The organism is Haloferula chungangensis (genome assembly GCF_042664875.1).
Classification (GTDB): domain Bacteria; phylum Verrucomicrobiota; class Verrucomicrobiia; order Verrucomicrobiales; family Akkermansiaceae; genus Haloferula; species Haloferula chungangensis.
Map to the genome: position 1 here is coordinate 471,416 of NZ_JBHTBS010000004.1, position 20,132 is coordinate 491,547.

14 protein-coding genes are annotated in these 20,132 nt (G+C 59.1%); 9 read left to right on the plus strand and 5 right to left on the minus strand.

Translation table 11 applies throughout. The features are described 5' to 3' along the window. Positions 1–125: 125 nt before the first annotated feature. From ACFQY0_RS10985 to ACFQY0_RS10995, 3 genes are all read left to right on the plus strand, one after another. On the plus strand, positions 126–1,550 hold the full coding sequence (locus ACFQY0_RS10985) for an MATE family efflux transporter (protein ID WP_379712230.1): 1,425 nt from the start codon (positions 126–128) through the stop codon (positions 1,548–1,550). 44 nt (positions 1,551–1,594) lie between these two features. Further along, positions 1,595–2,464 carry an EamA/RhaT family transporter gene (locus ACFQY0_RS10990; protein WP_379712232.1) on the plus strand — a complete coding sequence of 290 codons (870 nt, stop codon included), beginning with the start codon at positions 1,595–1,597 and terminating at the stop codon, positions 2,462–2,464. 86 nt (positions 2,465–2,550) lie between these two features. Then, positions 2,551–3,780, plus strand: coding sequence for a hypothetical protein (locus tag ACFQY0_RS10995; protein ID WP_379712234.1), 1,230 nt, complete (start codon positions 2,551–2,553; stop codon positions 3,778–3,780). A gap of 198 nt (positions 3,781–3,978) precedes the next feature. Here the strand turns inward: ACFQY0_RS10995 and ACFQY0_RS11000 are convergent, their stop codons facing one another. Beyond that, positions 3,979–4,854, minus strand: a complete 876-nt coding sequence (locus ACFQY0_RS11000) for a hypothetical protein (protein WP_379712236.1) — start codon at positions 4,852–4,854, stop codon at positions 3,979–3,981. A gap of 485 nt (positions 4,855–5,339) precedes the next feature. Here ACFQY0_RS11000 and ACFQY0_RS11005 point away from each other — a divergent pair, with 485 nt between their 5' ends. After that, positions 5,340–9,224, plus strand: coding sequence for a hypothetical protein (locus ACFQY0_RS11005; RefSeq protein WP_379712238.1), 3,885 nt, complete (start codon positions 5,340–5,342; stop codon positions 9,222–9,224). Positions 9,225–9,536: 312 nt separating this feature from the next. Here the strand turns inward: ACFQY0_RS11005 and ACFQY0_RS11010 are convergent, their stop codons facing one another. Both ACFQY0_RS11010 and mutS read right to left on the minus strand, forming a co-directional pair. Next, positions 9,537–10,274, minus strand: coding sequence for a PEP-CTERM sorting domain-containing protein (locus ACFQY0_RS11010; RefSeq protein ID WP_379712240.1), 738 nt, complete (start codon positions 10,272–10,274; stop codon positions 9,537–9,539). Positions 10,275–10,638: 364 nt separating this feature from the next. Next, entirely contained in the window at positions 10,639–13,197 is a 2,559-nt protein-coding gene (gene mutS, locus ACFQY0_RS11015; protein ID WP_379712242.1) for a DNA mismatch repair protein MutS, read from the minus strand. A gap of 266 nt (positions 13,198–13,463) precedes the next feature. Between mutS and ACFQY0_RS11020 the strand changes: the two genes are divergently transcribed. Next, complete coding sequence (locus tag ACFQY0_RS11020) at positions 13,464–13,871, plus strand: cytochrome b562 (protein ID WP_379712244.1); 408 nt, start codon at positions 13,464–13,466, stop codon at positions 13,869–13,871. A 96-nt stretch (positions 13,872–13,967) separates the two neighbouring features. Here the strand turns inward: ACFQY0_RS11020 and dinB are convergent, their stop codons facing one another. After that, the gene (dinB, locus tag ACFQY0_RS11025; RefSeq protein ID WP_379712246.1) at positions 13,968–15,008 is read right to left on the minus strand and encodes a DNA polymerase IV; all 1,041 of its coding nucleotides are present in this window, start codon (positions 15,006–15,008) and stop codon (positions 13,968–13,970) included. A 107-nt stretch (positions 15,009–15,115) separates the two neighbouring features. Between dinB and ACFQY0_RS11030 the strand changes: the two genes are divergently transcribed. After that, positions 15,116–16,096, plus strand: a complete 981-nt coding sequence (locus tag ACFQY0_RS11030) for an alpha/beta fold hydrolase (protein WP_379712248.1) — start codon at positions 15,116–15,118, stop codon at positions 16,094–16,096. A gap of 16 nt (positions 16,097–16,112) precedes the next feature. Here ACFQY0_RS11030 and ACFQY0_RS11035 read toward each other — a convergent pair whose 3' ends face one another. Continuing rightward, positions 16,113–16,712, minus strand: coding sequence for an NUDIX hydrolase (locus tag ACFQY0_RS11035; protein ID WP_379712250.1), 600 nt, complete (start codon positions 16,710–16,712; stop codon positions 16,113–16,115). 86 nt (positions 16,713–16,798) lie between these two features. On the opposite strand from ACFQY0_RS11035, the gene ACFQY0_RS11040 reads away from it, so the two are divergent. Genes ACFQY0_RS11040 through ACFQY0_RS11050 form a run of 3 tightly spaced genes read left to right on the plus strand, consistent with a single transcriptional unit; the run spans position 16,799 to position 20,035 of the window. After that, positions 16,799–18,907 carry a M3 family metallopeptidase gene (locus tag ACFQY0_RS11040; protein WP_379712252.1) on the plus strand — a complete coding sequence of 703 codons (2,109 nt, stop codon included), beginning with the start codon at positions 16,799–16,801 and terminating at the stop codon, positions 18,905–18,907. A gap of 4 nt (positions 18,908–18,911) precedes the next feature. Continuing rightward, a complete protein-coding gene (gene gmk / locus ACFQY0_RS11045; RefSeq protein WP_379712254.1) occupies positions 18,912–19,508 on the plus strand; it encodes a guanylate kinase in 597 nt (198 codons plus the stop codon). After that, positions 19,505–20,035 (plus strand): flavoprotein, encoded by a 531-nt coding sequence (locus ACFQY0_RS11050; RefSeq protein WP_379712256.1) that lies wholly within the window; start codon positions 19,505–19,507, stop codon positions 20,033–20,035. Before gmk ends, ACFQY0_RS11050 begins: the two co-directional genes overlap by 4 nt. The last annotated feature ends 97 nt before the right edge of the window (positions 20,036–20,132 follow it).

The following is a 20,132-nucleotide window of genomic DNA, read 5'->3' on the forward strand; positions in this document are numbered from 1 at the left end:
CCGCCGTCTCAGCGGTTCCGTCGGTCTGCGGGACGGAGTGTCCGCTCTGGTGTCGGGGCATGGAGGCCCCGGCGTTGCTTGCAGTTGTAATGTGGAGCTCCTGCGATTAGGGCAGGGCATCTTGTATGTCGAAACCGGGAGTCACAGCCGAAGCGAGCCAGCGCGCCGAGCCAGAGAAGGCTTTGCTCAAGGGGCGGCTTGCGGGACTCTCGCTGCCGCGCCAGGTCGCGGTGCTGGCGGTCTGGCCGCTGCTGGAGCAGGTGCTCGCCTTTTGCGTCGGCATGACCGACCTACTCATCGCCGGGCGGATGGCTGAGGGGGAGGCTCGGGTTGCGGTGCTGGATGCGATGGGGCTGGGTGGCTATGTCGCGTGGTTCCTGAACATCCTGCAGGCGGCCGTCGCCACCGGGGTGATGGCCTTGGTCTCGCGGGCCACCGGTGCGGGCGAGCAGGCCTTGGCGCGTCGCGGGCTCGGACAAGGTCTATGGCTCGGTCTGGCAGCGGGAATGATTTCGTTCTTTATCCTGCAGGCGGCGGCTCACCTGCTGATCCGATGGATTGGCTTGAGTGACGCCGCTTCGGCGGAGGCGCTGCGCTACCTGCGGGTGTTTGCTTTTTCCGGGCCATTCAGCGGGATGCTTTTTGCGATCAATGCGGCGCTGCGTGGCTCGGGCGATACGCGCACGCCCTTCGTCGGGATGGTGGTGGTGAATGGGGTGAACATGCTGATGAGTTGGGTGCTGGTCTTTGCGCCAGCCCCTTGGGGTGGTCGCGGTGTGGAAGGCATCGCTCTGGGTACCGTGCTCGGCTGGATCGCCGGTCTGGCAGTGGTAGTGGCGATGTTGGGAAAAGGCGGAGACGGTCTCGCCTGGACACGCGCAGGCCTGAAGTTCTGCCGGGAAACGATGCTTCGAATCCTTCGGGTCGGCGCGCCGCAGTCGCTGGAGATCGCCGGCATGTGGGGCATTCATGCCTACGGGATCCGGGTGATTTCGCGTTTGCCGGTCGAGGGGGCGCTTGGGGCGCACATCCTTGCGGTGCGGGTGGAGTCGATGTCGTTCCTTCCCGGCTTCGCCATCGCCACGGCGGCTGCGGCGCTGGCCGGGCAGTACCTCGGAGCAGGTTCGCGGGACACGGCGGTGAAGGCGGTGCGGCTTTGTTGGAAGGTGGCGGTGGTGGTGATGGGTTCGATGGGGCTCCTCTTTGCGTTCGGCGGAAAGCAGTTGGTGAGCGTACTTGCGCCGGATAGTGCGATGCATGTCGAGCTCGCGGGGCCCTTGCTGGTGGTCTGCGCGCTGAGCCAGCCGTTTTTTGCGACGTGTATCGTGCTCAAGACCTCAATGAGAGGCGCCGGTGCCACGCCGCTGGTGATCCGTTATGCTTTCGGCAGCATGATCTTTTTCCGGATCATCGTGCTGGCGGCATTCTCCCACTTTGGGGACATCACCTTGATCTGGGTCTGGATCATTCTGTCGTTGGATATCGTCACGCAGGCCTTCATTTTCAGCCGTCTGCATTTCGGCGGGAAATGGCTGGATGCGAAGGTCTGAGAAGTCGGACTCGCCATCCGAGAGAGATCACATAATTTCGCGAGGTGCATTTGTTCTTCCCGTTGGCGAGCAGCATCCTCTATGTCGTCGCCGCGTTGTTCCTGAAACAATCGGCATCGCGCGGGGTGGATATTTGGCGCACCGCCTTTGTTTGCAACGCCATGACCGCGTTGCTCTTCCTGTGCCTCTGGCCGCTGGGCGGGAAGCCGGTGGTGATCGAACTCCTTTGGCAGCCCCTGCTGGTGGCGCTCTTGTTCATCGTGGCGCAGCTGATGACCTTTCTCGCCCTCAAGACGGGAGACGTCTCCGTGGCGACTCCGGTGATGGGTTCGAAAGTCGTGCTGGTGGCGGTTTTCACCACCCTGCTCGGTGCGGGAACCGTGCCCCTGGCGCTCTGGGCGGCCGCCCTGCTGAGTACGCTGGGAATCGCTTCGCTCAACGGTAAGGGCGAGACTCGCCATGCGAATGTCCTGCGCACGGTGTGGCTTTCCCTCGCCGCCGTGTCGGCCTACGCGCTCTTCGATGTGCTGGTCATGAGTTGGGCACCCAACTGGGGGACCGGGCGTTTCCTGCCGCTGGTCATGCTGGCGAGCGGACTGCTCTCCTTTGGCTTTCTGCCGCTCGCGCGGAAAGGAAAGGCAAGTCGTGCCTGGAGGGATCAGCGACCTTTGTTTTTCGGCGCGGTCTTCATGTCTCTCCAAGCGCTGATCCTCGTGTCGTCGATGGCGATCTACGGGGACGCGACCGCGATCAACGTGATCTACAGCACCCGCGGTCTCTGGAGTGTGCTGGCGGTCTGGTGGCTCGGACACCTTTTCGGAAATACGGAGCGCTCCCAGGGCGGCGGCGTGTTCCGATCTCGTCTGTTTGGCGCGGCCTGCCTCTGTGCCTCGGTGGCGCTGGTCTTTGTCTGAGGAAGCGAGAATCTGGATGAATTTTCTGAAATCCGAGGATCGTATGGTAATCGTTCCCCGGCTTTGATTGAAATGCTTCTGATATGATGTCGACCCCACCACCACTCCGCTACCCTGACCGGACGAAGACCGGCTTGAATCTTGGAGCTGCCATCGCCCTGTGCTTGCTCTCCCTGTGGATGGTGGTCGCCGATCTTTCCTATACCGGCGACCTGCTCTTTCAGACATCTGCCAGCTTTCTTGTTTCATTCCTCGTGTTTTCCCTGCTCTTCGTCGTGACCCTCGTGGTTGCGATCTTTCCCAAGCGGATGATTGTAGGGATGAATCTGTTGCTGCTTTGCCGTCTTTCCTACGGCTTTCCGTTCAGCCTGGTGATGGATAGCAGTGCCGCCGCGAGACTCACCAGCGTTCTCATGCTGCTTCTCTCGGTAGTCTATCTATTCGTCTCATTGAAGAAAATGATCCGCACGGATTCGCGGCCGTGGGTGAAGCTCAAGCACACGCTCGTCGTCCTCCCCGTCTGGATTCTCACGGGGCTCCTCGCCATTCCGGTGCTGGTTGTCGGGGCGGGTTACGGTGCTCGTGGTCTCCTGGGCGATTACACCGAGCTTTCCCTGCACGGGATCGACCTCAGGGAACGCGTTTTTGAGAAAGACGGACAACGGGTTCATCTCGTGGGCATGATGCACATCGGCGATGGATCCTATTACCGCGATCTCAAAGAACGCATGAACGCCGAATTGCCCGCCGGCGAGAACCGACTCGTTCTAACAGAAGGGGTATCTGACAAGCACAAGCTTCTTCCCAGGGATTTTGCCAATGGGACCACCTACGCCAAACTCGCTGAAGCGTTCGGGCTCGAGGCTCAAAAATCGCTCGAGTCATCCCCGGGGTCGGCAGCTCCTACAACCTTCGACCCTCAAGCACTCGGGCAGGATGCGGGATTCATCGACGCAGGCCCGAGAAGCATCGTCTGGCAGAATGCCGATATCGACATCTCCGAGCTTGAGGATCGACACCAGACCTTGTTGTTAGCCTTACTCGGCATTCTGAGCGGCGGGAACTTTCAACAAATGCTCATTGCGGATGTGGGTGATGCCACGGGTGAAGACCTCGAAGATCTCTTTAAGAACGGGTTGATCGTCGCCCGCAACCAGGTCCTCATGCAGCACTTCGATAGGATGCTGCCGGACTTCTCCGAAGTCTATGTTCCCTGGGGTGCCGCGCATCTTCCTGATCTCGAAGCACGACTCGTCGAAAGAGGCTTTCAACGAGTTTCCGAAACCAAACGGCCGGTGGTTTCGTTTTGGGATTGAGTCGATCGGTGCGCCTTCTGGAAGGACTTCAAGTGACGATGCGCCAAGGGCCAAGATAAGCTACTGCAGGTTTGACGGAGAAATCGAGTGAGTTGCCGATCGATCGCGGGAGATCGCCGATCTTCCGAACGTCTCATGGCCGCAGGCGCGGAAATGATCGAGGACGCAAGCTCAAGGATCGTCTCGGAGATTTTCCGCTCAGACGCGTCGACGAACTCCGCACAGAGCACCTGCCAGCAACAGGCCAGTGGTCACGAAGTTTCCTGCTTCGGGAACTTCCGAAATTTGAAACCCTTTCATCTCGTAGGCGACCGTCGACCCATTCAGAAATTCTGTGGTAACCGGCAGGGATAGAAGTGCGGAGGCTGCAAAGGTCAAATTCACATTCTCCTCCGGAGCTACTGAACCGGTCGTGAAAAGCATTGATACGACGCCTGAGTTTGAATCGAAAGTTAGAAGATCGAATATCCCATCAACCCCTCCGGTACTCGTTAGCGACGTGGAGAAGGCTCCCACTCCTGTTGAGCCAATCATGATATCAAAAGTCGTTGGGGAGAGTAAATTGATCAAGCCAGAATCGAATCTTGTGAAATCAAAACTCAACCGATAGGTGGTATCCGCTTCGAATCCCGAGGTTCCCAAATTGACCGAAGCCGTCCAAGACTGAGACTGTGCTATCCCAGCACCAACCGATACTTGAATCCCCGCGCCCGCGGTTACAGATGTGATGGATTCAAATTTCACCGCGGTATCCGAAGGGCTGCTGGAAATACTAGTCCGAGCGTTGATTTGGGCCTGTATAGTAGCCGTCGATGGAATTCCGAATTCTGTAGTCTGGACCGTTGCGCCAATCCCTATGGTGCCACCTGCAGACGTCCCCCAGTTCGTCTCGGTGGTGCTATAAGCTGCGCCGTCGATAACTATTTCAACCCCAAGCGAAGCAGGCGGGGCAACACTCACATCCCCACTGCTTATTCCAAAAGGAGAAGGGTCAACAGGAGGAACGGAAATGATCGCCGCCTCAGTGGTGGAAATGGACAAAAGGGCAACGAGTGGAAGGATGGGGGAACTCATGGGGGTAGAGGGGGAAGGCCAATTTGATCGGCCGTCAAAATAGGTGCGATTGCGCACCTAAAGTCAATTGGAATCTCAAAGTCATTCATCAGACTTCAGAATGGGTTGGCAAATTGGCGGGTAATTATTATGCGCGATCGCAAATCTTAAACTGATTTGCTGGTTTTTGACCTGTTAAATGCCTGTGGCTTCAAAAATTGAGCAGACCGAAGAATCTCCGGAAGACCGCGCTCGTCACAGCGGATGATGATGTAATCATGGCGGGCGAATTGGGGACCACGAGCGGGTCTTCGAGCTGTTCGTAGCCGAGGAACCTCGGCTCCGTAGCGGGTGCTGGTCGGTATTCCGCACTTGCCTCGACGGCCTTTGCGACGGCGCTGGGAAATATGGCTGAAAATTTTTGTCACAAGCGCATAATTGGAGAGCAATGAATCGGCACCCTCAGGTGTCGAAGCTTGAGATCCTGCTTAACCCAATGAAATACCATGAGTTTTAAATTCCATCGAGGTGCTCTCTTCGCGATTTCAGTGGTGTCGATGGGTTCACTTGGCGCGGTCGAACTCGAGCGTGCTGACCTGGCCAGCAAGCTTGCCAGCGATGATCCTGAGCTCAGACGGCAGGCTGAGGTGGAAATTCTTGAGGCTGGTGACCAAGCTGTAGAGTGGCTCGAGGCTCTGCAGAAACATGAGGATCCATGGCTGGCCATGCGCGCGTCACGGTTGTTGTTAGAAAGAATCGGCATCGATCCCGGTCTTCCCCTGGAAACCCAGAAGAAACTGGCGGACTTCAAGCACCTGGAACCCGAGAGGCGTGCCGGGTTGCTGAAAACGCTGAGTCAGGAAGGCGAGGGAAATCTGGAAGTCGTGATTGAACTCATCGAGCACCAGCCGCAAGAGGAACCCTTGCCGGCGGATTTGCTAAGCGCTCTAACATCAGCAGTCTCATTCCGAACGGAGCAGGTCTTCTTACTTGATCCCGGCAGCCTGCACCCGAGGACCTTGGCCGCGCTCATTTCCTCGGTGGTGGACCGCCAGTCGCAGCCGAAGGCTGCGCTCTACGCGCGGTGGCGAAAACTGAAGCCGGCCATCCGGGACCATCTTTTCAGCCGGGATTTGGCGTTGGAGTTCGAATATCTGGGAGATGCCGATGACACGCTTCCCTGGTTCCACTGGATCGCGCGGATCGTGGACCCTGTGATTCGCGCGCGCGTCATCTCGGAAATGGAGAGGACGATGGAACGCGAGCTTCCCGTGCCCAAGGATCTGGATGAAGATGCCGCCTTGGGCTGTGTGCTCGTCTTCAATGGGTCTCGCGGCTCACATCGCGCCTTCCAAATTTACGAGGATCTGGTGAAGCGCTTTCCCGGTCTTTCGAAACGACTCCCCGAGGAGCTTCGTATGCTCGAGGTCCTGCGTCTTGAGAAAGCGGGCGAGCTTGCCGAGGCCCTGCGACTGGCTTGTTCTGCGGATCCCGAGAACCGAGCGGTGATGGATTGGCTGCGACGTCTCGGCAAGGCACTCGAAGACGAGCCCGAACGACTCGATGCAGGTCTTCCCGTGGTCCCGGAACCGCGGTCCGAGCGGATGATGGCGGCTTTCCTGAAAGGCTTCTTCTCCATGGATCGTCCGCGCCCGGGATTTGGCGATGTCGACGACAAGGTCGCGGTCTTCGATGGCTGGGCTCGATCGCCGGAGTGGTTGGAGGCGGCATGGCTGGAAGGTCCGGTGCCGCTCTATCAACTAACGATGATCCGACGCGGGCAGTGGCGCGAACTGATGCTCCGGCATGAAAATGCCACCAACCGTGATCCTCTCATGATTCTCGGAGCCTTGATCGCTCTCAGACCACCTCTCAGAGATGCCCTGCCCGCTGAAATCTGTGATCCTCAGACCCTTCGGCCGATCCTCGTCGGGGCATTGGAAGCTTGTCCCTATTCGCCTTTCTCAACTCTGGAAATCGCGGACCTGGCAGAGACCTGGACTGAGCTTCATCCCGATCTGGTGGCGGAGGGGTCGATGAGTGCTGAACCGTTGCTGCGTGCCATTGGAATCTGGCGGCAAGGAGATTCAAATGCGGCCTCGGCAATGCTGCTGAGCTGGATTTTTCCCGCCCCGGAAAACGAGCTTCCTTCGCAGGATGCCAGAAAGCGCTCGGACTTGGCTTTGTTCGTTCTTACGGACCTGTTAGGCAGTGCCCCCGAGTTGAATTCAGAGACGATTCTGAATGACGATCGCTTTACGAAGGAGATGTTTGAGAAAATGTTCCGAAGGCTGACCGAAGCCGGAACGAACTCGATCGGCAGGACGAAAGGTGCGCTCGTTGTGGCGAAGTTGCTGCGTGAAAAGCATGGTGTCGTCGACACGAAGTTGCACTTCACTTCGACCGATGCCGACGCCATGATATTGGAGTCATGGCTCCGTGCCGATGGCGATGGCGAGCGGGTTGCGGGGGACTTCCTGATTGCCGCCTTGATCGGAGGAAAGGATCCGGAGTTTCGGGAGGACGGTCGTCATGCCGCGTTGATCGGTCTTCTGGCACGAAGTGACGAGGCCCTCGAAGCTCTGGAAGACGCGAAGACCTTCATCTCGGAAGAGGATTATCGAACTAAGAAAGCATGGCTGCTGAGAAATTTGGGAAGAACCGAGGAAGCCCAGCAGGTGATCGGAAACCACGGCGATCCATCGCTTCGCTTGGCGCTCGCTTTGGAGAATCGCGATTGGGTCGCTGCGGAGCGCAGCATCTATGGGCTGAAGCCGGAAAGTCGTCGTGATCTTCGCCGCGCGGTGCTCGCCGCCCTGTCCGGCGAATCCGCCTTGCTCGGTCGGGTGGGGGTCGACCGGTATTCCGAGGCGAAGCTTGTTCTCGGGACGGCGGAAAGTCCGGAAGAGCTCGCTGCCATGGCCGGGCATCCCCAACTTGCGGCTGGTTTGGAAAAGGAACTGATCGACGCTCTCGCGGCGGGTCGTCCGGTGAGCTCCAGGTCCCTTTGGGCATACGTCGAAGATCTCGACTTGCTGTCCAATCCCCAAGCAACCGTTTTGCTACTAACTGAGATCGGCAGAAGTGATCACTGCGATAAGATCGGTGAAGCGAAGAATCGGGTGAAGCACAAGATTATGGCAGCGGCCGCTCTGCTTCGGCTGGGCCGGGGTGACCTCGCTTTTGAAATACTACAGCCTCATCTCGCCGCGGGCGAACTGCCCCGCGACTTCGAGATGTGGCAACAATCCTTCTGGGGTGGTGATGGTCGGGCATTCGTGAGCGGTCTCGCCGTTTTTCTCCGTCTGGCCGAAGTGGAATGGCCGGAGCGGGATGTCGCCGGGCGCGTCACCGCTCTGGCCGCCATCCTCTCGCAGCGCGATGTCGATATGCGGGCCGCCGATAGCATCGAATTGATTGGCAAGCACGCCGAACTTCTATCGCAGGAAGATCTGCTCAGCGCGCTCTTTGTCCCTCTGATCGATCGAGGCCGAAGTGGGGAAATTCCTCCATCTCTGGGCAAGCGGGCTCGTGATTTGTTAGAGCGTCACGAAGCTGGCGAATCCGAGCGACAGGCTCTGGAAACGTGGCTCGCGGGATACCGTTGGCAGAGTCACTCGTCGTTCGCGCCGGAGAACGGACCCCTGCAGATCAGCTTTTCCTGCAAACCATCGGTCGGCACCGAGTCCGATCCCAAGGCGAAAAACTTCGAGATCATCGACGGCATCTCACAGGTTGCGGAACTGGCGGACGACGACGAAGTGGCAGCCCGCGATCTCTTGCGGGACATCATGATTCGCGTGCTACTCGATGATCGCTTGATGTCGGAGGTCGAATGGAGATTCGTCAAGCGACGCAAGGGCTACAGCTTTTCTTCGGGTTTCGACACGCGTGGTCCGGAAACCCTGCTCGTCGCCTTGGACGCCTTCAAGGTCCCGCCAGCGCTGGCGGCGAGCGTTGCCGACGATGCCTCGATCACCAGCACTGGCTATGCGGATATCGACCGCAGCCGACGGGCCGGCGAACTTCTTGCTGCGGCGGGTCGCCATCGCGAAGCGCTTGTCCCGTTCCAACGCTTTATCATTCTGAGCTCGGGAACAGATCGGGAAGCTCTGCTTGGAATGCATCGCTCACGAGGGCTCGCGGCGATCGAAGAGGGAAACCTGGAGCATGCGGTTGATAGCCTGCGGATGCTGCTGATTTTCGCGCCATTCTCTCCTCATGAAGCCGTCGACCTGATCGCCGCGGTTCAAAGCAGTGCGGACGACGATGCCCTCTCTTCCGCAAGAAAGGCGGTTGAACAATTCTGGCGGGCTCGGCAACTCGAGATGCCGGAAAGTGGCACCTATGACTATTGGAGCAGTGAGTGGGAAAAGCTTCTTAGTCCGTAGGCGAGCGTCGCATGTGGCGGGTTCAAACCCCTGTTTGGACAGGAGTGCACAGGGTGATCCAATCTAGATAGATAATCGGTTCGATCTCAGTTTGTTTGGACCAGGATGGATAGGATTTTGAACTCAATGACGGTTCAACCGTGATGATGATCATCAGGATTGTTAGATTCCGTTGCCTTCATCTGATCTATCTCAACCTGTTCCCCGTCCTTCTTTAGCTTGATGGCCCTGCACTGGTGCGCCGGGGCCCAACCGGTGCCGACCCCAACGGGGGCGCCCGTCAGGCGCCCCTTTGATGAATGAAGGTGGTCGTTAGGAGAGCGGCAAAGGTTGTCGGCGACGGCGCAAGATGCTTAGGAAACCGAGACCGCCGAGAAGGGCGACAGAAGGCTCGGGAACAACTGAAAAATCGCCAGCAAAGAAGGGGACGGCATTAACTCCAGTCGAAGTTTCGACTCCCCAGTTCGCAGGATTGTTAATCAGCGCGGCATAGGCCGAAAAACTGGCCTCAGAAGTTCGATCGCCGAGGTAATAGCCGCCATCGTCACCGTCACCATACTCAGCCGCAAAGTCGACGGCGCTGGTGCCGACCGTCAAACCGGTGTTGTCCAGATTGAGGCTGCCACCGCTTCCGTTGTTGGTGAATGCGGAGAGGAAGGCTGTCGGAGTGTCATCGTATGAGGCTGCCTGATAGGCGAAAATTTCGTCTCCGGAAGTGCTGAGAGCGAAGGTTCCATAGCTATCCGAGACGCTGCCGATATCTACCGTGGCAGGTCCTCCCTTGATGGTGACGACCTGTCCGACGGTGACACCGCTCGCCGGGGCAATCCATTCAAGGGCGCCTTCTCCCCTGATGAATGACGATCCGTTCCATTCATCATCGGTGAAGAAGATTGATTCGTTTGCTGGGATTGCAGTGAGGGCGACAAATGCGAAGTCGTCGTCGCCATCGACATTGAAACCAACAAATCCGATGGATCCGACTGAAAGTGCGGAAAAGGCGGTTTGGGATGTGAGGAATGTCGTCAGGAGTGCGAAGTTCAATTTCATTGTAATTTCTGGGAGGTGTTTGAGGTATATCCGGTGGGTTTGATTCCAAACCTACGAATGATCGAGATGCGCGAGCATCTTCCACGCCATGTCCCGGCGATGGGTTTTCCCTTACCAATGTCGGCTTCATTCGTGATCGAGGAAACCATGAGTCGAACGCATGGGTAGCCGGTTGAACGATGGCATGGCAGACCGTTCAGGGCGGGAGAATACCTGATCAATCGACCCTCTGGACCAATGGGTCAGGAGGTGGAACTTCCGCTGAAAAGGTCAGCCTGTGAGTTCCGAAATTCTGATTCCCGAAATTTAATGATGGAGCTGGGGCTGACGTGGCGCTGCGGTGCTGCGCTGTCTAACCTCAGTCCTAGTCGAACAAGTCGAGCTGCGGGGCGTTGGACTCGGGCATGTCGTTCTGACGCGTGTTCTTGGCCTTGGGACCGCGCTTCTTGGCGTCGGGTTTGGTCGAGTTGAGCTCGAGGTGGCTCAGGATGGATTTGGCGCGCTCGATGATCGGCTTGGGAAGGCCGGCGAGGCGGGCGACCTGGATGCCGTAGGATTTGTCGGCAGCGCCGGGGAGGATCTTGCGGAGGAAGATGATCTCTTCGTTCCACTCGCGCACGGCGACGTTGTAATTGGTGACGGCCGGGCGGGTGTTCGACAAGTCGGTGAGCTCGTGATAGTGGGTGGCGAACAAGGTCCGGCACTTGATCTCGTCGTGCAGGTGCTCGGCGACGGCCCAGGCGATGGAAAGGCCATCGAAGGTGGCGGTGCCGCGGCCGATCTCGTCGAGGATGACGAGGCTGTGCTCGGTGGCGTGATTGAGAATCAGGGCGGTCTCGTTCATTTCGACCATGAAGGTCGATTGCCCGCGCGAGAGATCATCGCTGGCACCGACGCGGCAGAAGATGCGATCTACTAGACCTATCGTAGCACTTTCGGCGGGGACGTAAGCACCGATCTGGGCCATCAAGGTGATGAGGGCGACCTGCCGGATGTAAGTCGATTTTCCGGCCATGTTCGGTCCGGTGAGGATTTGGAGAAGATTGTCTTCGGGGTCGAAAGCGGTGTCGTTCGGGACAAACTTCTCGTCGACGAGGGTTTGCTCGAGGACGGGGTGACGGCCGTTGACGATTTCGATGGCGCGTGAAGCCTCGAGTTTCGGCCGGCAGTGGCGGTGGGTTTGGGCGGTTTCGGCCAGGGAACCGAGGGCGTCAAGTCGGGCGATGGCGGCGGCGGTTTGTTGGAGGGAGTCGAGGTGCTCGCAGACCTGCTGGCGGAGCTCAAGGAAGAGCTCGTATTCGAGCTTTTTGGCACGCTCTTCGGAGCCGAGGACCTTGGCTTCCATCTCCTTGAGCGCAGGGGTGATGAAGCGCTCGGCGTTGGCCATGGTCTGCTTGCGGGTGTAGTCGTCGGGCAGGGTGGCGGTGGCGAGCTTGGCGGTGGAGATCTCGATGAAGTAGCCGAAGACGTTGTTGAACTTGATTTTGAGGGTGTCGATGCCGGTGCGCTGGCGCTCCTGTGCCTGAAGGTCGGAGATCCACTGCTTGCCGTCGCGGGTGGCGGACCGGAGTTCGTCGAGTTCGGGGTTGTGGCCGTCGGCGATGAGGCCGCCGTCTTTTAACGTCGCCGGGGGTTCTTCGGCGAGAGCGGTGGTGAGTTGGGCGGTGAGGTCGGTGTGGTCGTTGAGGTTGGATGAGTGATCGGTGAGCAGTGAGCCGTGAGCCGTGGCTGGATTCTCTGTGGACGATTGCTCCGGCCGGGGTTGTGCTGGGGATTGCAAATCCCCACTCCTTGTTAGAGTCGCGAGATCCTCCTTGAGTTCGGGGATGTGGCTTAGGGAGACGGCGAGGGCCTGGAGGTCTCTTGCGTTGCCGGCGCCTTGGGAGAGACGGGCGGTGGTCCGCTCGACATCGCGGATGCCCTGGAGGGATTCGCGGAGTTTGCTGAGGATGAAGGGCTGCTCTAGCAGGTCGGCGATGAAGTTCTGTCGCTCTAACAACTGAGCGAGGTCACGCAGGGGGTGAAGGATCCAGTCGCGCAGGAGGCGGGCACCCATCGGGGTCTTGGTGCGGTCGAGGACACCCAGCAGTGTGTGCTTTTTCCCGGAACGGGAGTCGATGAGGTCGAGGTTGGCCTGGGAGGCGGCGTCGATGAGGACGAGGTGGGAGTCTTCGCGGACTTTTAGCGAGCGGAGGTGCTCGCAGGGACGGCGCAGCTGGTGGATGAGGTAGTGGAGGATGGCGCCGGCGGCACCGGTGGCGGCGTGCATTTCGGCGCAGCCGAAACCGTGCAGCGACTGGACGGCGAAGTGGTCCTTGAGGAGCTGGCCGGCGGGATCGGGGAGGAAGGCGAAGGCATCGTAGGCCTGGGCGGCGGGGAGGGCGCCGAAGGCGGGGATCTGTTCGTCGGAGTAAAGGAGCTCGCTGGGGGTGAGTCGGGCGAGTTCGTCGTCGAGCGGCCCGCGCTCGGTGAACTCGGCGACGGTGAACTCGCCGGTGGTGTGATCGACGCAGGCGAGGCCCCACTTCTTGCCCATCTGATAGACGGCGGCGAGGTAGTTCGGGCGGGCGTCGTCGAGCAGGTGGGCCTCGATGATGGAACCGGCGGAAATGATGCGGGCGATTTCGCGTTCGACGATCTTGCCGGGGCTCGGCTCGGAGGTTTGCTCGGCGATGGCGACGCGCTTGCCGGCTTTGACGAGTTTGGCGATGTAGGCGTCGGCGGCGTGGTAGGGGACGCCGCACATTGGGATCGAGTTGCGGCGGGTGAGGGCGACATTGAGGATCGGCGCGGCGTTCTGGGCGTCCTCGAAGAACATCTCGTAGAAGTCGCCGAGCCGGTACATGAGCAGGACGTCATCCGGGAGGGATCGGCGCATCTTCTGGTACTGCGCCATCATCGGGGTGAGCTTGGGGCCTGACATCGGGGGGAGGATGGGAGTGAAGCGGGCGGGTGAGAAGTGTTTTTGAGAAGAGGAGTGCTGGGGAGGGGCGGGCTTTGGGGTGAAGGAATCAGAGGGCAAGGGGGCGGAAAGGCAGCGGCCACGGTCGCGCCCCTTCAACTTTGCCTTTCAGCCTCTGAACCCGGGATCCCTGACCCCCATGGCTGGCAGAGGGAAATGGCTCTGCATCGATGCGGTCCGTTCGCTTGGTTGACAGAATCGGCCCTGATGTCATGTATTTCCGGCGTATGAAAAAGTTTCTCATTCCGATGCTGTTGGGGGCGCTGATGCCTGTGATGTCCGTGCGTGCTGACGATTCTCCGGTGGCGAAGGAGATGGAGGTCATCGATGATGCCTACAAGGCGTTACGCCGGACGGATGACGCGGCCGAAGGAGCGAAGCTTGCACGTGCGGCGCAGGCCGGTGTGCTGAAAGCCATCACGATGACGCCCGAGTTCATCGAAGCGGGTGGTCATGCCGCCGGTAAGGAGGCGGGGACTGTGGAATACAAGAAGCAGATGGCTCAGCTCTTCATCATTTTCTGCGATGTGGAAGCCGCCTTCCTGGCGAAGGATTTCGACAAGGTTCAGGAGCTGGTTGGGGCTCTGAAGGATTCCAAGAAGAAGGGCCACGAGGAGTTCATGGAAGATGAGTGAGCGGGCTTGATGCCAGCTTGAAAACGTGCGGGAAATGCAACCGCGCTCCAGATTTTTATCCGTGACCGGCTTTGCGCTGGTCACGGATTTTTGTGGTTACCAGAGGTCAAGCTGGTGGTCTTCGGCTTCGGGGTCCCGGAAACGAACACCGACTCCTAACAGGCGGACAGGCTTGTTCTGACCGCGTTTCCAGGCTTCTGCCAGGAGCTCTTCGTAGATGGCGGGCTCGATGGAAGGGTTGGCGCGCTCGGCGGTGGTGCGGGTGAAGTCGCTGAACTTCAGCTTGACGACGAGCGAGCGGATGATGCGGTCCGAATGCTTGCGGGCGAGATCCTCGCGGATGCCTTCCAGCATGCCGCGCATGATGGGTGTGAGGGCGGGCAGGGTAAGAATGTTCTCGGAGAAGGTGTTCTCGCTGGAGATCGATTTGCGGATGCGGTGGGTGCGGACTTCGCGGGTGTCGATGCCGCGCGAGAGTTCGTGGAGTTCCACACCCCAGTTCCCGAAGCGGCGCGCGAGCTCGAGCATGTCGAGCTTCTGAAGGTCACCACATGTATGGATGTTCAAGGCTGCCAGCTTGGCGCGCATTTTCGGGCCGATCCCCCAGAGTCGGCCGACGGGGAGTTCGCGCATGAAGCGGTCGACCTGCTCGGGCCCGACGTAATGTTGTCCATCGGGTTTGTTCCAATCGCTGGCGATCTTGGCGATGAGTTTGTTGTGGGAGATGCCGGCGGAGGCGGTGAGGCCGGTTTCCTCTTTGATCTGGGCACGGATTTCGCGGGCGATGGCTTCGGGTGAGGAACGGAGGTGGGAGACGTCGAGGTATGCCTCATCGAGCGAGAGCGGTTCGATCTTCTCTGTGAAGCGGCCGAAGATCGCGCGGATCCGGGCGGACTCGGATTTGTAGAGATCGAAGCGGACCGGGACGAGGATCAGGTGGGGGCAGAGTTCGAGTGCCTTGAAGACCGGCATGGCCGAGCGACAGCCGAATTTGCGGGCTTCGTAGTTGGCGGTGGTGAGCACGCCACGCCGTGAGCTGCCGCCAACGCCGATCGGTTTGCCCCGCAACTCGGGAGCTTCGCGCTCCTCGATGGCGGCATAGAAGCAGTCCATGTCGATGTGGATGATCTTGGGCAACGGGGAGAAGGAAGCGCGGAGAGGGCTGCGAAGCAAAGCCCTAAGAAGCGGTAATGAGACTTCTGATCGGTTGACTGGACGGATGAATGCGCGATGCTCGTCGGAGCATGAGAGCTTTCATTATCCTGATCGGCCTGGCGCTGCAGTGTCTGGCGGAATTTCCGGCCCTGGACGAGCGGCTGAGCAATTACGAATATCCATACGAGGTCTCGCTTCACAAGTTCGAGGCACAGGGGCAGCCGGTGGAAATGGCTTACATGGACGTCACGCCCGAGACGCCAAACGGGCAGACGGTGCTGCTGATGCACGGTAAGAATTTTTCAGGAGCCTACTGGAAGGGCACAGCGGATTTGCTGCGTGGTCAGGGATACCGGGTGGTGATTCCCGATCAGATCGGTTTTGGAAAATCGAGCAAGCCGACGGATCTGCAGTACAGCTTTCAGGCGCTTGCGGTGCACACCAAGGGCCTGCTGGATCACTTGGAGATTCCGAGCGTGATGGTCGTGGGGCACTCAATGGGCGGCATGCTGGCCACGCGCTTTGCGCTGATGTTCCCGGATCGGACGGGAAAGCTGGTGCTGGTGAATCCGATCGGCCTCGAGGACTGGAAGAAAATGGTGCCCTATCAGCCGATTGACGAGGCATACGAAGCGGAGCTGAAGAAGACTCCGGAATCAGTGAAGGAGTACATGAGCAAGGCGTACTTCGATGGCAAGTGGGATGCGGCTTGGGATGATCTGTTAGCCATTCAAGCGGGCTGGGCGCAGGGGCCGGCCAAGGAGAAAATGGCGATGGTGGGCGCGCTGACGAGCGACATGGTTTTCACCCAGCCGGTGCTTTATGAATTCAGCAGCCTCAAGGTTCCGACCCTGCTGATCATTGGAAACCGCGACCGCACGGCAATCGGAAAGAACCGTGCGGAGCCGAAAGTCGCTGAGAAAATGGGCCTCTACGCCCAGCTTGGCCAGAAGACAGCGGTGACGATCCCTGGCTCCAAACTGGTGGAATTCAAAGACGTCGGGCACTTGCCGCAGGTCGAGGAGTTCGCCAAATATGCGAAAGAGCTGACCAAGTTCCTCGCTCGATAATTGCGCTTTCCCGAGGTCAATCGAACTCAGTGGGAAGCGATGGATTCTCCAGATGGCGGAGCGCCAGAGCGACGTAGTGAGGGGCTCCACGGTGGGGGCACATGTCGGGGAGATCGCCAACGTCGAACCACTCAACGGCGTCGGTTTCATGGGAGGTTTTCGCTTCACCGCCGACGATCGTGCAGGCGAAGGAGGCTTTGTAGATGTATTCGAGCTGAAGTGGGTGGCCTTGTTTCTGCTTGTCCCAGAAGGCGAGCAACTTGGTGGCTTTGACTTCGTAGCCGCTTTCCTCACGGACTTCGCGGATGACGTTTTCAGAAGGTGTTAGATTCACGTCGGCCCAGCCGCCGGGAAAGGTCCACTTGCCGATGCTGGCCTCGCGAACGAGCAGGACCTTGCCATCGCGGATGACGATGCCCCGGGTGTCGAGTTTCGGGGTGAGGTAGCCGACTTCGACCGGCCATTGGAAATCGGGGAGCCTGGCGTGAAGGAGCTCGGCGGCGATTTCATGGAGTCGGCGGTAGCGCTCCCTGTCGAATTCGCAGTCCCCGTAGTGGAGGCCGCATTCGGCGATGCCTTTGATTTCACGGCTGAGGGCGAGGAGGTCGGTTTCCATGGGGGGATGGTGGTGAATTGTCGGGGCGGAGGCAATCGTGTCGGGAATTTCGGTTTAATTTCCGGGGGGATGAGCTAGATAGGCGCATGCACCCGTTTTTGGCTGAGGATTTTCACGTGAAGTGGTCGACATTGGTGCCGGAGGCGATTGAGAGCGACATCCGGCATGGACTCGAAGTGGCGAAGGAAAACATTGAGGCGATCTGTGCGCAGGATGCGGCCACGGCGACCTATGAGTCGACCTTTGCCGCGTTGGAAAAAGCTTCTGAGGCGCTGGATCGCGGGTGGGGTCGCTTGCAGCATCTGGATTCGGTCAATGACAACCCGGCCCAGCGCGAGGCCTTGAACAAGATGTTGCCGGAGGTTTCGAACTTCTATGCTTCGATTCCGCTGAACCAGCGGCTCTGGTCGATGCTGCGTGCCTTCGGCACCTCGGCGATGACCGACGAGCTTGATCCGGTGCAGAAACGTTTCGTCGAGGAGACGATGCAGGATTTCATTCAGAGCGGTGCGAATCTTCCGACCAACGAGAAGGAGCGCGTGGCGGAGATCCAGGCAGAATTGTCGAAGCTGACCAAGGCCTATGGCGAGCATGTGCTCGATTCGACGAATGCCTGGGAATTGGTGATCGAGGATGAGGCAAAGCTGGCGGGATTGCCCGATTCGGCGAAGGCCGCCGCTTTGGCGAATGCGAAGGCCAAGGGCGTGGCAACGGATGAGAAACCAGCCTGGCGCTTCACGCTGCAGTTCCCCTCGATGTATCCGATCTTGCAGTTTCTTGATGACGATGGCATCCGGAAACAAGTTTGGGAGGCTTCCTCGAAAGTGGCGTCCGAGGGTGACTACGACAACACCGAGTTGATCTGGAAGATCCTGGCACTGCGTGATGAGAAGGCGGAGATTCTCGGGCACGAGAATTTTGCAGATCTGACCTTGCAGCGGCGGATGGCGAAGGATGCGAAGACAGCTCTTGGGTTCACGGAAGATCTGCACGACCGGATTGCGGAAACTTACCAGCAGGAGTATCGCGAACTCTGCGAATACAAGGCGTCGAAGTTGGGAGGAGAAGTGGACTTGCTGGAACCTTGGGAAGTGGCCTACTGGTCGGAGAAACGCCGCAAAGAGCAGTATGATCTCGATGACGAGGCATTGCGCCCGTATTTTCCGGTGGATCGTGTGATGAGCGGGATGTTCGAGCTGTGCTCAAAGATCTTCGGGATCACGATGGTCGAGCGGGAGTCGGTCTACTATGAACCTGGTAGCTCTCAGGAGTCGGACAAGCCGGAGGTCTGGCACGAGGAGGTGAAGTTCTACGATCTGCTGGATTCGGAATCGGGCGACCGTCTGGGATCATTCTATGCCGACTGGCATCCACGCGAGACGAAGCGTGGTGGGGCATGGATGAACTGCCTGGAGACGGGTCTGCCGGCGTTGAATGGGGAAGAACGCAAACCCCACCTTGGTTTGATCCTTGGCAATATGAGTCCTCCGGTGGACGGCAAGCCAGCCTTGCTGACGCACCGCGAGGTGGAGACGATTTTCCATGAATTCGGGCACCTGCTGCACGGCTTGCTGAGCGATGTATCGGTGAAGTCGCTGGCGGGCACGAATGTGCCCTGGGACTTCGTCGAGCTGCCCTCGCAGATCATGGAAAACTTCTGCTGGGACCGTCAGTCGCTGGACCTTTTTGCGCGGCATCATGAGACGGGCGAAGCCATCCCAGATGACCTCTTCGACAAGATGATCGCGGCGAGGAATTACATGAGTGCCTCGGCGTTCATGAGGCAGCTCTCGCTCGGGAAGCTGGATCTGGAATTGCATAGCCATCTGGATCGCTACAAGGGGAGGGACCTCGATGAGGTCGATCGCGAGATTCTCGCCGACTACAAGGTGAAGCTGAAAACCGAGGCGCCGAGCATGGTTCGCAGGTTCAATCACCTGTTCAGCAGCCCGACGGGCTATGCTGCGGGCTACTACTCCTACAAATGGGCGGAGGTTCTCGATGCCGATGCCTTCACGCGTTTTCAGAAGCACGGCGTGATCTCGGAGGAAGTGGGTCGCGAGTTCCGCGAGTGCATCCTTTCGAAAGGGAACTCCATGCCGGTGGACGAGTCGTTCCGCCGTTTCATGGGACGTGATCCCGAGTTGGAGCCCTTGCTTGTCCGAGCCGGACTGACGCAGACTGCTGCCGCCTAAGACGATGCGAACAGGAATACTACTACTGGTCTCCGGTCCATCAGGCTCGGGGAAGTCGACGCTATGCCGTCGCTTGGAGGATGAGCGGGAGGCATCCTTTTCCGTTTCCTGCACGACGCGTGCGCCGCGTGAAGGAGAGCTTCACGAACGCGACTACTACTTTCTCAGCAAGGAGGACTTTCTCGAACGGGTGGCGGCCGGAGATTTCATCGAACATGCCGAGGTGCATGGGAATTACTATGGCACTCTGAGAAGTGAAGTCGTCGAGCGATTGGCGAAAGGGATCGATGTGGTGATGGACATCGACGTCCAGGGTGCAGCCCAGGTGAGGGCCTGCGAGGATGGGGTGATTCAGAAGTCGCTGGTGGATCTATTTGTGATGCCTCCAAGCGAGATGGAGTTGGCGGCCCGCCTAACAGGTCGCGGCACGGACAGCGAAGAGGTGATTGCCCTGCGCCTGAAGAATGCGATTGAGGAAATGTCCCACTGGCCGAAGTACCGTTACCGTCTGGTATCGGCGACGCGCGAGGAGGACTACACGCGTTTCAAGTCATTGTTGATCGGTGAGCGGATGAGAGTTTCACGTCTTGGAGAATCATGAACATCGTGCTGGGCATCACCGGATCAATCGCGGCCTACAAGGCGGCGGAGCTTGCGTCACAACTGATGAAGCAGGGTCACGAGGTGCATGCGGTGATGACCCGCGCGGCAACGGAGTTCATCACGCCGCTGACCTTGCAGGTTTTGACGCGGCAGCCGGTCTTGGTGACCCTGGAGGATGAAAAGCAAAGCTGGAAGCCGGGTCACATTGAGCTGGCGGACCATGCGGATCTGTTTCTGGTCGCGCCGCTGAGTGCGGACACACTGGGGAATTTTGCGAACGGTCTGGCGCCGGATCCCCTGTCATCGATCTATCTGGCGCTGCCGCGGATGACCAGGGTGCTGCTGGCTCCGGCGATGAATGGGAAGATGTGGGAGCATCCGGCGACCCAGCGGAACGTGGCCCGGTTGAAGGAGGACGGCTGTGAATTCGTGGGGCCGGCGTCGGGGGATCTCGCTTGTGGCTATGAAGGCATCGGGCGGATGGCCGAGGTGCCGGATGTGCTGGAGGCAGTGGCCACAGCTTGAGGGGCTGATGGTCCTTTTGCTGCCTCTTACGAACGGCAGTGGGTCAAGTGGCTTAGAGCATGAGGAAATGCCCCATCCTGAGGAGTGTCGGAGTTTT

Excerpts from the sequence above, each read along its gene's own strand:
- ACFQY0_RS10985 (WP_379712230.1), top strand. The coding sequence starts at position 126 with ATGTCGAAACCGGGAGTCACAGCCGAAGCGAGCCAGCGCGCCGAGCCA.
- ACFQY0_RS10995 (WP_379712234.1), top strand. The coding sequence starts at position 2,551 with ATGTCGACCCCACCACCACTCCGCTACCCTGACCGGACGAAGACCGGC.
- ACFQY0_RS11000 (WP_379712236.1), bottom strand. The coding sequence starts at position 4,854 with ATGAGTTCCCCCATCCTTCCACTCGTTGCCCTTTTGTCCATTTCCACC.
- ACFQY0_RS11005 (WP_379712238.1), top strand. The coding sequence starts at position 5,340 with ATGAGTTTTAAATTCCATCGAGGTGCTCTCTTCGCGATTTCAGTGGTG.
- ACFQY0_RS11010 (WP_379712240.1), bottom strand. The coding sequence starts at position 10,274 with ATGAAATTGAACTTCGCACTCCTGACGACATTCCTCACATCCCAAACC.
- mutS (WP_379712242.1), bottom strand. The coding sequence starts at position 13,197 with ATGTCAGGCCCCAAGCTCACCCCGATGATGGCGCAGTACCAGAAGATG.
- ACFQY0_RS11020 (WP_379712244.1), top strand. The coding sequence starts at position 13,464 with ATGAAAAAGTTTCTCATTCCGATGCTGTTGGGGGCGCTGATGCCTGTG.
- ACFQY0_RS11030 (WP_379712248.1), top strand. The coding sequence starts at position 15,116 with ATGAGAGCTTTCATTATCCTGATCGGCCTGGCGCTGCAGTGTCTGGCG.
- ACFQY0_RS11035 (WP_379712250.1), bottom strand. The coding sequence starts at position 16,712 with ATGGAAACCGACCTCCTCGCCCTCAGCCGTGAAATCAAAGGCATCGCC.
- ACFQY0_RS11040 (WP_379712252.1), top strand. The coding sequence starts at position 16,799 with ATGCACCCGTTTTTGGCTGAGGATTTTCACGTGAAGTGGTCGACATTG.
- gmk (WP_379712254.1), top strand. The coding sequence starts at position 18,912 with ATGCGAACAGGAATACTACTACTGGTCTCCGGTCCATCAGGCTCGGGG.
- ACFQY0_RS11050 (WP_379712256.1), top strand. The coding sequence starts at position 19,505 with ATGAACATCGTGCTGGGCATCACCGGATCAATCGCGGCCTACAAGGCG.